Genomic DNA, 12,459 nt, shown 5'->3' on the forward strand with positions numbered 1-12,459 from the left:
CGCGGCGGTGCTGGCGTCCAAGGAGCCCCTGGAGACCCACCGCCGCGGGCGGCCGCGCAGCGTCTGGGTACTGCTGCCCGAGGCCGAGCCCGCACTGCGCGAATGGGCCGCGTTCTTCGCCGCCGGCGCCGACAAGCGCGCCGCCGCCGAAGCCGGCCTCCCGCGCGCCGTCACCCCGCGCGAGGCCGAGGAGCTCCTCCACGACGCCGAGGTCTTCGTCACCCTCGTCGAGGACACCCTCGGCGTCACCAGCCAGCCGACGCTGTATTGATTGCATTGCCCTTGGCGGTCAGGCGCTAGAGCGCCTTCCCTTCGGCGGGCAATGCGTGCGATCGCAGCATCGCTTCGACTCGCCCTGGGGGCTCGCTGCGCGATCAAGTTCTCGCAAGCTCGAACTTGGCTTCGCACGCGATCGCGACGGTTCGGGTCGGCGCGTGGTCGGGGAGACGGCTGGGCGCCGTACGCCCCCAGACGAAGCCGTACGCCCCTCGACGAACTCGCCCCAGCCGGCCGCGCCGGTGCCGGTCGCGAATCCCCCCGAGCCGACCGGCGCCGGCGCGGTCCCGTCTCAAGGGGCGTCCGCCAGGACGCCCTCGGCGCGGAGGTGGTCGATCAACAGGCGGCCTATGTGGCGGATGTGCCCGGCCATCGCCGCGCGGGCGGCCTCCGCGTCGCGGGCGCGCAGGGCGTCGAAGACGGCGGAGTGGTCGTGCGCGGACGCCTCCGCCCAGCCCTCGATCCGGCCGAAGAAGCCCAGCGGGACGTAGTGCACGGTCAGCGCCAGCAGCGTCGTCATCCGCGACGAGCCGGAGGACCGGTTGATCGTCCGGTGGATCTCGTGGTTGAGGCGGTCGACGAGCTCGGCGTCCCGGTCGCGGGCGGCGGCCTCCAGCCGGGCCTGGACCTGCTCGAGCCGCTCGATCTCCGCGCTCTCCAGCGCGGTGGCGGCGCGGGCGGCCAGCTCGCCCGCGATGTGCGCCTGCACCTCGAACAGGTCGCCGACGTCCCGCTCGGTGAGCGGCAGCACCCGGAAGCCGCGGCGCGGCTCCCAGCGGACCGCGCCCTCGCTGTGCAGGATCATCAGCGCCTCCCGCACCGGGGTCGCGCTGATGCCGAGCTCGGCGGCGAGGTGCTCGGTGCGGAGGTAGCCGGGCGCCCGCAGGGCGCCGATCATGATGGCCTCGCGGACGTGCGCGGCGACCATCTCGCTGAGCTGGTGCCTGCCGCGCATCGCGGGGAGGCGTCCCGCGGCCGGTGCCGGGCCGGCGGACATGACCTGCGCACCCCCGCTCGCCGCGTGTCCGGAACGAGCCGAGCATACCGGCGGCGGCCGGCCGAGCGGGGGACCCGGAAGGCGCTCATGCATACTCTATAGAATGCAGAGTGACGTGACGCCGCCGCTCGCGGGGCTGCGGGTGATCGAGCTGTCCAGCTTCGTCGCCTCGCCGCTCGGCGGGATGACCCTCGCCCAGCTCGGCGCCGACGTGATCCGGGTCGACCAGATCGGCGGCGGCCCCGACATCGACCGGTGGCCGCTCGCCCCGTCCGGCCGCAGCCTGTACTGGGCCGGCCTGAACAAGGGCAAGCGGTCGCTCACGGCCGACCTGCGGTCCGCGGAGGGGCGCACGCTCGTGGCACGGCTGGCCGCCGAGGCCGGCGTGGTGCTGACCAACGCGCCGCCGCGCGACGGCCTCACGTACGAGGCGCTGCGCGAGCTGCGGCCCGACCTGATCCATGTGCAACTGCTCGGGACGCGTGAGGGCGGCAACGCCGTGGACTACACGGTGAACGCCGCGGTCGGCCTCCCGTCGCTCACCGGGCCGTCGGGGAGCGCCGAGCCGTCCAACCACGTGCTGCCCGCCTGGGACGTCGCGTGCGGGCTGTACCTCGCGATCGGGCTGCTGGCCGCCGAGCGGCACCGGCTGCGCACCGGCGAGGGGACGCGGCTGCGGGTCGCGCTGTCCGACGTCGCCCTCGCCACCGCCGGCAACCTCGGAATGCTCGCCGAGGCGCAGCTCGGGCAGGTCCGGCCGCGGCTCGGCAACCACCTGTTCGGCGACTTCGGCCGCGACTTCGCCACCGCCGACGGGCGCGTCATGGTCGCCGTCCTCACCGCCCGCCACTGGCGCGACCTGGTCGCCGCCACCGGTCTCACCGAGGTCGCGGACGCGCTGGAGCGCGCGCTCGGCGCCGACTTCCGCACCGCGGGCGACCGCTACACCTACCGGGACGCGCTCGGCGGCGTCCTCGCGCCCTGGTTCGCGTCCCGGACGTGCGCCGAGGTCGAGGACGGCCTGAAGGGCACCTCCGTGCTGTGCTCCCGCTACCGCGACCTCGCCGAGGTCGCCGCCGGCCTGCACGACGAGCCGATCATGGGCGAGATCGACCAGCCGGGCATCGGCCGCCACCTGGCCCCCGCCTCCCCGCTGCGGCTGGGCGACGGCGTCCCCGCCCCGGCGCCCGCCCCGGAGCTGGGGCGGCACACCGGCGAGATCCTCCGCGACGTCCTGGGCGTCCCCGGCGAGGAGGTGGAGTCCCTGCGCGCTCGCGGCATCGCCGGCGAACCCCGGTGACCGCGTTCGGATGACCTGCTTTGCGGTCCTTTCGGGTGGTTGTGCGATCGTTAGGGCGGCGAAGTAAGGGAGGGCATCGTGGCGGCGCGGGGCGGACGAGGGCTGGTGCCGCTGCTGGCGTTCCTCGGCGTGATGGCGTACTCGCTGTCGATGGCGGTCGTGACGCCCGCGCTCGCGCTGATCCAGGAGGGCCTGCACACCACCGCGGCCGGCGCCGCGTGGGCGATCACGTCGATGACGCTGTCGGCGGCCGTGGCGACGCCCGTGGTCGGCCGGCTCGGCGACCTGTACGGGCCGCGCCGGGTGCTGCTCGCGGTGCTGATCATCGCGACCGTCGGCATGGTCGTCGCGGCGGCGGCGGGGTCGCTCCCGCTGATGCTGTTCGGCCGGATGCTCAGCGGGATCGGCGGCGGCGTGTTCCCGCTCGCCTACACGATCATCCGGGACGTCTTCCCGCCCGCCCGGACCGCGTCGGCGGTCGGCCTGATGTCGTCCATGCTGGGCCTCGGCGGCGCGGTGTCGTGGTGCCTGGCCGGGCCGATCATCGACCTGCTGGGCTGGCGCTGGCTGCTGTGGGTGCCGGTGGCCGGGCTCGTGCCGGGCGTCCTGCTCGCCTGGTGGATCGTTCCAGCATCCGAGCCCCGGGAGGCCGCCCGGGTCGACTGGTGGGGCGCCGCGCTGTTCGCCGGCTGGCTGGTCGCGGCGCTGACCGCGCTGACCGAGGGGATGGACTGGGGCTGGACGTCCCCCGGCGTCCTCGGCCTGCTCGGCCTCGCCGCGGTGCTGGCGGCGGCGTGGCTGCGGGTCGAGGCCCGCGTCGCCGAGCCCCTGGTCGACCTGCGGCTGATGCGGGTCCGCGGGGTCTGGACGGCGAACGCCGCGTCCCTGCTGTCCGGGTACGCGCTGATGGCGGGCGGGCTGCTGTTCCCGCTGCTCGTCCAGCTGCCCGCGAGCACCGGCTACGGCTTCGGCGGGACGGCCACCCAGGCGGCCCTGCTGCAGCTGCCGGCCAGCATCGGGATGACGGCGGCGGGGATGACCGCCGGGCTCCTCGACCGCCGGATCGGGTCCCGGCTGGTCCTGCTCGGCGGGGCCGTGCTGACGGCCGCCGGCTACGCCTTCGTCGTGGTCGAGCACGCGGCGATGTGGCAGCTCTACGTCGGCGGGCTCGGCCGCGGCATCGGCCTCGGGTTCGCCTACGCCGCCGTCGCGAACCTCGTCGTCGCGGCGGTCCCGGCGGGGGAGACGGGCGTCGCCACCGGCATCAACACCCTCATCCGCACCGTCGGCGCGTCCCTCGGCACGCAGGTCAGCGCCGTGATCGTGGCGGGCCTGCCCGGCGAGCGCGGCTTCTCGGCGGGGTTCGCGGTCAGCGCCGCCGTCATGGTCGCCGTGCTCCCGCTCGCGCTGCTCGTCCCGCGCCGGGGCCGCCGCTCGCGCGGCGGGGTCGCGTCCCGCGGGCAGGAATGCCGGACCGCTCCCGTGTCGTGATGCGGCGGCGTGGACGCAGAGTGATGGATGCGGCCCGCGGGCCCCGGGGAACCGGCGCGTGCGGAAGAGACCTCCGCGCTTTTCCCGGGAAATTCCCGCCCGCGAAGGAATCCGGGCGGAAACGCAATGGAGTTCGCCGCCGCCCGGCCGGGCGCGCGGGCGAAACGGAACGGGACCCGGCGGTGAGCCGGGCCCCGTCACGGTGGTGCGTCGAACAGGTGGTGCGGTCGATCAGGTGGTGCGGTCGATCAGAACGACTCGACGGCGCGGCGCGCCTCCGGGTCGAGCACGCCCCAGGTGATGAGCTCTTCGGTCAGCTCTGTCGGGGACTTGTCATAGATGACCGCCAGGGAGCGCAGGTCTTCCTGGCGGATGGACAGGACCTTTCCGTTGTAGTCGCCCCGCTGGCTCTGGATCGTCGCGGCGTAACGGGCGAGAGGACCGGCCTTGTCCTTCGGAAGCTGCTGCAGCCGCTCAAGGTCGATGACGAGCTTGGGCGTGGGCCCGAGCGGGCTCGGCGCGGCTCCGCCGGGCAGCAACTCGGAAACCGGCACGCCGTAGAAATCGGCGAGCTCGGCCAGCTTCTGAACGGTGACGGCGCGGTCGCCCCGCTCGTACGAACCCACGACGACGGCCTTCCAGCGGCCGCGGGACTTCTCTTCCACACCGTGCAGCGACAGCCCCTGCTGGGTGCGGATGGCGCGCAGGCGCGCGCCGAGAGCCTTTGCGTATTCAGACGGCATTCTGCGGCCCCCCAGGCTCACGTTCGTCGTCGTTGGACCCCGGCGGACGCCGGGGGGAGACAGATTCCCGGAGCCATTGGGGCCCAAGACCCTGTCCCCAGGGATGGTTACGGACAGTGACGGTAAAACGGTGAGAGCCCTAGGTCAAGCTGATTGGAAAAAAGCGGTCGAATCCGCAGGTCTCGATCCGGTCGCTCCGGATCCCCGCGACCCCCTGCGGACAGGGCGGCGCGGGCCCGCCGGGGACCGCCGGACGGCCTCCAGGACGGGTCGAGTGTGACCCCTCTCACCAGGGAAGACGCGAGAGGGCCGGGTGCGGAGCAGCCGCGCCCGGCTGCTACCGTGTCCGGGACAAGACGTCCTTTAAGACCCGTCCCGTGAGGCGGGAAAGGAGGTTTCGGTGGTGAATGCTGCCTCCAGGCCGGAACGGCCTGCGGGGGCGCGCGCGGACACGGACCCCGGGCCCAAGGCCGTTCTGGAGGGTCCCGACATCAGGCGGGCGCTGACCCGGATCGCGCACGAGATCCTCGAACGCACCAAGGGCGGGCACGACGTCCTGCTCCTCGGCATCCAGACGCGCGGCGTGACGCTCGCCGAGCGGCTCGCCGGGCTGCTGCGCGACGTCGAGGGCCGGCCGGTGCCGTGGGGCTCCCTCGACGTCACCATGTACCGCGACGACCTGCGCATGCGCCCCGCCCGCGCGCTCGGCCGCACCGAGCTGCCGTCCGACGGGGTCGACGACCGCGTCGTCGTGCTGGTCGACGACGTGCTGTTCTCCGGCCGGACGGTCCGCGCCGCGCTCGACGCGCTCAACGACCTCGGGCGGCCGCGTGCCGTGCAGCTCGCCGTCCTGGTGGACCGCGGGCACCGCGAACTGCCCATCCGCGCCGACTACGTGGGCAAGAACCTGCCCACCTCGATGCGCGAGAACGTCCGGGTGCTGCTGGCCGAGAACGACGGCCGCGACGCCGTCCTGCTCGGCCCCGCGGCCGGGGCGCCCGTCCCCGCGGAGGGAGCCAAGTGAAACGCCATCTGATCTCGGCGGCCGACCTCACCCGCGACGACGCGCTGCTGGTGCTGGACACGGCCGAGGAGCTCGCCCAGATCGCGAGCCGCGCCGTCAAGAAGCTGCCGACGCTGCGCGGCCGGACGGTCGTCAACCTGTTCTTCGAGGACTCCACCCGCACCCGGATCTCGTTCGAGGCGGCCGCCAAGCGGCTGTCCGCCGACGTGATCAACTTCTCCGCGAAGGGGTCCAGCGTGTCCAAGGGCGAGAGCCTGAAGGACACCGCGCTCACCCTGGAGGCGATGGGCGCCGACGGCGTCGTCATCCGGCACGGCGCGTCCGGCGCCCCGCACCGGCTCGCCGGCTGGGTGCAGGGCAGCGTCGTCAACGCCGGCGACGGCACCCACGAGCACCCGACGCAGGCGCTGCTGGACGCGTTCACGATGCGCAAGCGGCTCGGCGACCTGGAGGGCCGCCGCGTCACGATCGTCGGCGACGTCCTGCACAGCCGGGTGGCACGATCCAACGTGCTGCTGCTCAACACCCTGGGCGCCGACGTCACCGTCGTCGCGCCGCCGACGCTGCTGCCGGTCGCGATCGACACCTGGCCCTGCTCGGTCTCCTACGACCTGGACGGCGTGCTCCCCAAGAGCGACGTCATCATGATGCTGCGCGTCCAGCAGGAGCGGATGAACGCCGCCTACTTCCCGACGGTGCGCGAGTACAGCCGCCGCTACGGCCTCGACGCCGAGCGCATGGCGGCGCTCCCCGACCACGCCATCGTCATGCACCCCGGCCCGATGAACCGCGGCGTCGAGATCGCCGCCGAGGTCGCCGACTCCGTCCGTTCCACGATCGTCGAGCAGGTCGCCAACGGCGTCAGCGCCCGCATGGCGGTCCTCTACCTGCTGCTCGGGGGCTCCGAGCCCGCCATCGGCCAGGAGGTCTCCCAGTGAGCGCGTACATCATCAAGGGCGCCCGCGTCCTCGGCGGCGAGCCGGCCGACATCCTCGTCCGCGACGGCGTCATCGCCGAGATCGGGACCGGCCTCGACGAGCCCGGCGCCCAGGTCGTCGACGCGGCGGGCCTCGTCGCGCTGCCCGGCCTGGTCGACCTGCACACCCACCTGCGCGAGCCCGGCCGCGAGGACGCCGAGACCGTCGAGTCCGGCACGAAGGCGGCCGCGATGGGCGGCTACACCGCCGTCCACGCGATGGCCAACACCGACCCGGTCGCCGACACCGCCGGCGTCGTCGAGCAGGTGTGGCGGCTCGGCCGCGAGGCCGGGTACTGCGACGTCCAGCCCGTCGGGGCGGTGACGCGCGGGATCGCCGGCGAGCAGCTCGCCGAGCTCGGCGCGATGGCCGACTCCGCCGCCGCGGTCCGGGTGTTCTCCGACGACGGGCACTGCGTGTCCGACGCGGTGATCATGCGGCGGGCGCTGGAGTACGTGAAGGCGTTCGACGGCGTCGTCGCGCAGCACGCGCAGGAGCCCCGGCTCACCGAGGGCGCGCAGATGAACGAGGGCGAGATGTCGGCCGCGCTCGGGCTGCGCGGCTGGCCCGCCGTCGCCGAGGAGGCGATCATCGCCCGGGACGTGCTGCTCGCCCAGCACGTCGGGTCGCGGCTGCACGTCTGCCACGTCTCCACCGCCGGCTCGGTGGAGATCATCCGGTGGGCGAAGAGCAAGGGCTGCCCGGTCACCGCCGAGGTCACCCCGCACCACCTGCTGCTGAACGACGCCAAGGCCGGCACCTACGACCCGATCTTCAAGGTCAACCCGCCGCTGCGCACCGCCGACGACGTCACCGCGCTGCGGCACGCGCTCGCCGACGGCACCATCGACTGCGTCGCCACCGACCACGCCCCCCACCCGGTCGAGGCGAAGGAGACCGAGTGGGCGGTCGCCGCGATGGGCATGATCGGGCTGGAGACCGCGCTGCCGGTCGTCCAGGAGGCGATGGTCGAGACCGGCCTGCTGGACTGGGCCGGGGTCGCCGACCGGATGTCGTACCGCCCCGCGAAGATCGGCCGCCTTTCCGGACAGGGCCGTCCGCTGGAGGCGGGGTCGCCCGCCAACATCACGCTGTACGACCCGTCGCCGCGCCGCGCCGTGGACCCGTCGGCGATGACCTCCAAGAGCCGCAACACCCCGTTCGCGGGGCTGGAACTGCCCGGCCGGGTCGTCGCGACGTTCCTGCGCGGCGAGCCGACCGTCCTGGAAGGGAAGCTTCAGTGACCCCTGCACTGCTCGTTCTGGAAGACGGCAGGGTCTTCCACGGGACCGCCTACGGCGCCACGGGCGAGACCTTCGGCGAGATGGTCTTCAACACCGGCATGACCGGCTACCAGGAGACGCTCACCGACCCCTCCTACGCACGCCAGATCGTCGCGATGACCTCCCCCCACATCGGCAACACCGGCGTCAACGCCGAGGACCCGGAGTCCGCGCGCATCCAGGTCGCCGGCTACGTGGTGCGCGAGCCCGCGCGCGTGGCCTCCAACTGGCGCGCGACCGGCTCGCTCGGGTCGCTGCTGCGCGAGCAGGGGATCGTGGGCATCGCGATCCCCGGCACCCGCGCGCTGACGCGGCACCTGCGCGACCGGGGCGCGATGCGCGCCGGCGTCTTCAGCGGCCCGGACGCCCTCGCCCCCGGCGAGGACGCGCTGCTGGAGCGCGTCCGGCGGAGCCCGTCGATGGAGGGCGCCGACCTCGCCCGGGACGTCTCGGCCGCCGAGCCCTACGTCGTCGCGGCGCGGGGCGGCAAGCGCTTCACCGTCGCCGCCGTCGACCTCGGCATCAAGGCGATGACCCCCTACCGGATGTCCGAGCGGGGCTGCGAGGTGCACGTGCTGCCCGCGGGCAGCACCGCCGAGGAGATCCTCGCGCTGAACCCCGACGGGGTGTTCTTCTCCAACGGCCCCGGCGACCCCGCCGCCGCCGGCTACGCCGTCGACGCGCTGCGCGGCGTCCTGGACGCCGGCAAGCCGTTCTTCGGCATCTGCTTCGGCAACCAGATCTTCGGCCGCGCGCTCGGCCTCGGCACCTACAAGCTGCGGTTCGGGCACCGGGGCATCAACCAGCCCGTCCAGGACCGGACCACCGGCAAGGTCGACGTGTCGGCGCACAACCACGGGTTCGCCGTGGACGCGCCCACCGACGGCCCGTTCGACACGCCCTACGGGCGCGCCGAGGTCAGCCACGTGAACCTCAACGACGGCTGCGTCGAGGGGCTGCGCCTGCTGGACCGCCCGGCGTTCTCCGTCCAGTACCACCCGGAGGCCGCGGCGGGCCCGCACGACGCGTCCGGGCTCTTCGACCGTTTCTGCGACCTGATGGAGGCGTCGAAGTAATGCCGCGCCGCGAAGACCTGAAGTCCGTCCTGGTCATCGGCTCGGGGCCGATCGTCATCGGCCAGGCGTGCGAGTTCGACTACTCCGGCACCCAGGCGTGCCGGGTGCTGAAGGCCGAGGGCCTGCGGGTGACGCTGGTCAACAGCAACCCCGCCACGATCATGACCGACCCGGAGTTCGCCGACGCCACCTACGTCGAGCCGATCACCCCCGAGGTCGTCGAGAAGATCATCGCCAAGGAGCGGCCGGACGCGCTGCTGCCCACCCTGGGCGGCCAGACGGCCCTCAACACCGCCATCGCGCTCTACGAGAGCGGCGTCCTCGCCCAGTACGGGGTCGAGCTGATCGGCGCCGACGTCGACGCGATCCAGGCCGGCGAGAACCGGGAGAAGTTCAAGGAGATCGTCGCCAAGGTCGCGCGCGAGCAGGGCCTGAACGCCGAGTCCGCCCGGTCGGTGATCTGCCACACCATGGACGAGATCATCGCGGCGGCCGGCGAGCTCGGCTACCCGCTCGTCGTCCGGCCGTCGTTCACCATGGGCGGCCGCGGCTCCGGCTTCGCCCACGACGAGGACGAGCTGCGCCGCATCGCCGGCGCCGGCCTCGACGCGTCCCCGACCAGCGAGGTGCTCCTGGAGGAGTCGATCCTCGGCTGGAAGGAGTACGAGCTGGAGGTCATGCGGGACCGCGCCGACAACGTGGTCATCGTCTGCTCCATCGAGAACCTCGACCCGATGGGCGTGCACACCGGCGACTCGATCACCGTCGCGCCCGCCATGACGCTGACCGACCGCGAGTACCAGAACATGCGCGACGTCGCGATCGCGGTGATCCGCGAGGTCGGCGTCGACACCGGCGGCTGCAACATCCAGTTCGCCGTGCACCCCGGCACCGGCCGGATGATCGTCATCGAGATGAACCCGCGGGTGTCGCGGTCGTCGGCCCTCGCCTCCAAGGCCACCGGCTTCCCGATCGCCAAGATCGCCGCGAAGCTGGCCATCGGCTACACCCTCGACGAGATCCCGAACGACATCACCCGCGAGACGCCCGCGTCGTTCGAGCCGACCCTCGACTACGTCGTGGTCAAGGTGCCGCGGTTCGCGTTCGAGAAGTTCCCCGGCGCCGACCCGACCCTCACCACCCACATGAAGTCGGTCGGCGAGGCCATGGCGATCGGCCGCTGCTTCACCGAGGCGCTGCAGAAGGCGCTGCGGTCCCTGGAGCGCAAGGGCTCGTCGTTCAGCTGGGCCGGCGCCGCCGACGACGCCGCGCTCCTGGAGTCGGCGCGGCGGCCGCACGACGGGCGCCTCCGCGACGTCCAGCGGGCGCTGTGGGCCGGCGCGAGCGTCCAGGAGGTCTACGAGGCGACCGGGATCGACCCCTGGTTCCTCGACCAGATCGCCGCGATCAACGAGATCGCCGAGGAGATCCGCACCGCCGACGACGCGCTCACCAGGGACAAGCTCCTGCGCGCCAAGCGGCACGGGTTCTCCGACGCGCAGATCGGCGAGCTGCGGGGCCTGTCGGAGGAGGTCGTCCGGGAGTTGCGGCACGCGCTCGGCGTCCGCCCCGTGTACCTGACCGTCGACACCTGCGCCGCCGAGTTCGCCGCGCAGACCCCGTACCTGTACTCCGCCTACGACGAGGAGACCGAGGTCCCGCCGGGCGCGAAGCCCAAGGTGATCATCCTCGGCAGCGGCCCCAACCGGATCGGCCAGGGCGTCGAGTTCGACTACTCGTGCGTCCACGCCTCGTTCGCGCTGGCCGAGGCCGGCTACGAGACCGTGATGGTCAACTGCAACCCCGAGACCGTCTCCACCGACTACGACACCTCCGACCGGCTCTACTTCGAGCCGCTCACCCTGGAGGACGTCCTGGAGGTGGTGTACGCCGAGCAGCAGTCCGGCGAGGTCGCGGGCGTCATCGTCCAGCTCGGCGGGCAGACCCCGCTCGGCCTGGCGCAGAAGCTCAAGGACGCCGGCGTGCCGATCGTCGGGACGTCCCCCGAGAGCATCCACCTCGCCGAGGAGCGCGGCGCGTTCGGCCGCGTCCTGCACCGGGCCGGGCTGCTCGCGCCCAAGCACGGCACCGCCACCTCCTACGAGGAGGCCCGCGAGATCGCCGACGAGATCGGCTACCCCGTGCTCGTCCGCCCGTCCTACGTGCTCGGCGGGCGCGGCATGGAGATCGTGTACGACGACACCACGCTGGAGTCGTACATGGCGCGGGCCACCGAGGCCAGCCCCGAGCACCCGGTGCTCGTCGACCGGTTCCTGGACGAGGCCATCGAGATCGACGTCGACGCCCTCTACGACGGCGAGGAGCTGTACCTCGGCGGCGTCATGGAGCACATCGAGGAGGCCGGCATCCACTCCGGCGACTCGGCGTGCGCCCTGCCGCCCATCACCCTCGGCCACGACGACATCCGCCGCATCCGCGAGTCCACCGAGGCGCTCGCCAAGGGCGTCGGGGTCCGCGGGCTGATGAACGTCCAGTACGCGCTGGCTGCGGGCGTCCTGTACGTCCTGGAGGCCAACCCGCGCGCGTCCCGGACCGTCCCGTTCGTGTCCAAGGCGACCGCGGTGCAGCTCGCCAAGGCCGCCGCCCGGGTCATGATGGGCGCCACGATCGCCGAGCTGCGCGCCGAGGGGCTGCTGCCGGAGTCCGGCGACGGCGGCTCCCTGCCGCTGGACGCGCCGATCGCGGTGAAGGAGGCCGTGCTGCCCTTCGACCGGTTCCGCAACGAGCGCGGGCAGGGCGTCGACACCGTCCTCGGCCCCGAGATGCGCTCCACCGGCGAGGTCATGGGCATCGACGAGGTGTTCGGCACCGCGTTCGCCAAGTCGCAGCAGGCCGCCTACGGCTCGCTGCCCACCAAGGGCCGCGCGTTCGTGTCGGTCGCCAACCGCGACAAACGGCACATGATCTTCCCGGTCAAGCGGCTCGCTGACCTGGGCTTTGAGATTCTTGCCACGGAAGGGACCGCGGAGGTCCTGCGCCGCAACGGCGTGCGTGCCAAGATCGTGCGCAAGCACAGCGAAGGCACGGGCCCGGCCGGCGAGCCCACCATCGTGCGGCGCGTCCTGGACGGCGAGGTCGACCTCATCGTCAATACTCCCTTCGGAAGCCCCGGCCAGTCGGGGCCGCGGCTCGACGGGTACGAGATCCGCACCGCGGCCGTGCTGCGGGGCGTACCGTGCGTGACGACCGTCCAAGGGCTCGCCGCCGCCGTCCAGGGCATCGAGGCCGTCGCGGGCGGCCAGGTCGGCGTCCGCTCCCTCCAGGAGCACGC

The 12,459-nt window shown here is 73.2% G+C and carries 10 protein-coding genes; 8 read left to right on the forward strand and 2 right to left on the reverse strand.

Annotated features, from left to right (window positions below; all coding sequences use genetic code 11):
* The coding region (locus tag ABZ914_RS34865) for an SAV_6107 family HEPN domain-containing protein (protein ID WP_500198486.1) at positions 1 to 271 on the forward strand (271 nt) is incomplete at its 5' end.
* A 297-nt stretch (positions 272 to 568) separates the two neighbouring features.
* On the opposite strand, the gene ABZ914_RS34870 is transcribed toward ABZ914_RS34865, so the two are convergent.
* Entirely contained in the window at positions 569 to 1,273 is a 705-nt protein-coding gene (locus ABZ914_RS34870; RefSeq protein ID WP_500198488.1) for a GntR family transcriptional regulator, read from the reverse strand.
* Between the two features lie 103 nt (positions 1,274 to 1,376).
* On the opposite strand from ABZ914_RS34870, the gene ABZ914_RS34875 reads away from it, so the two are divergent.
* Entirely contained in the window at positions 1,377 to 2,573 is a 1,197-nt protein-coding gene (locus ABZ914_RS34875) for a CoA transferase (RefSeq protein WP_500198490.1), read from the forward strand.
* Positions 2,574 to 2,651: 78 nt separating this feature from the next.
* Positions 2,652 to 4,064, forward strand: a complete 1,413-nt coding sequence (locus ABZ914_RS34880) for an MFS transporter (RefSeq protein ID WP_500198491.1) — start codon at positions 2,652 to 2,654, stop codon at positions 4,062 to 4,064.
* A 248-nt stretch (positions 4,065 to 4,312) separates the two neighbouring features.
* Here ABZ914_RS34880 and bldD read toward each other — a convergent pair whose 3' ends face one another.
* Positions 4,313 to 4,807 carry a transcriptional regulator BldD gene (bldD, locus tag ABZ914_RS34885; RefSeq protein WP_030145002.1) on the reverse strand — a complete coding sequence of 165 codons (495 nt, stop codon included), beginning with the start codon at positions 4,805 to 4,807 and terminating at the stop codon, positions 4,313 to 4,315.
* A 403-nt stretch (positions 4,808 to 5,210) separates the two neighbouring features.
* Between bldD and pyrR the strand changes: the two genes are divergently transcribed.
* The 5 genes from pyrR to carB all read left to right on the forward strand — a co-directional run.
* A complete protein-coding gene (pyrR, locus tag ABZ914_RS34890; RefSeq protein ID WP_190861908.1) occupies positions 5,211 to 5,831 on the forward strand; it encodes a bifunctional pyr operon transcriptional regulator/uracil phosphoribosyltransferase PyrR in 621 nt (206 codons plus the stop codon).
* Complete coding sequence (locus ABZ914_RS34895; RefSeq protein ID WP_190861828.1) at positions 5,828 to 6,769, forward strand: aspartate carbamoyltransferase catalytic subunit; 942 nt, start codon at positions 5,828 to 5,830, stop codon at positions 6,767 to 6,769. Before pyrR ends, ABZ914_RS34895 begins: the two co-directional genes overlap by 4 nt.
* On the forward strand, positions 6,766 to 8,052 hold the full coding sequence (locus tag ABZ914_RS34900) for a dihydroorotase (RefSeq protein ID WP_500198492.1): 1,287 nt from the start codon (positions 6,766 to 6,768) through the stop codon (positions 8,050 to 8,052). Before ABZ914_RS34895 ends, ABZ914_RS34900 begins: the two co-directional genes overlap by 4 nt.
* Positions 8,049 to 9,167: a glutamine-hydrolyzing carbamoyl-phosphate synthase small subunit gene (carA, locus tag ABZ914_RS34905; RefSeq protein ID WP_500198493.1), complete on the forward strand. Its 1,119-nt coding sequence runs from the start codon at positions 8,049 to 8,051 to the stop codon at positions 9,165 to 9,167. The genes ABZ914_RS34900 and carA overlap by 4 nt, the downstream gene beginning before the upstream one ends.
* The coding region (gene carB / locus ABZ914_RS34910; RefSeq protein ID WP_500198495.1) for a carbamoyl-phosphate synthase large subunit at positions 9,167 to 12,459 on the forward strand (3,293 nt) is incomplete at its 3' end. The genes carA and carB, both read left to right, overlap by 1 nt.

The sequence above is a fragment of the Spirillospora sp. NPDC046719 genome, assembly GCF_040645715.1.
Taxonomy (GTDB): Bacteria; Actinomycetota; Actinomycetes; order Streptosporangiales; family Streptosporangiaceae; genus Spirillospora.

Bases quoted from the DNA above. Each gene is read 5' to 3' on its own strand.
- bldD (WP_030145002.1), bottom strand. From the start codon at position 4,807: ATGCCGTCTGAATACGCAAAGGCTCTCGGCGCGCGCCTGCGCGCCATC.
- ABZ914_RS34875 (WP_500198490.1), top strand. From the start codon at position 1,377: ATGCAGAGTGACGTGACGCCGCCGCTCGCGGGGCTGCGGGTGATCGAG.
- ABZ914_RS34870 (WP_500198488.1), bottom strand. From the start codon at position 1,273: ATGTCCGCCGGCCCGGCACCGGCCGCGGGACGCCTCCCCGCGATGCGC.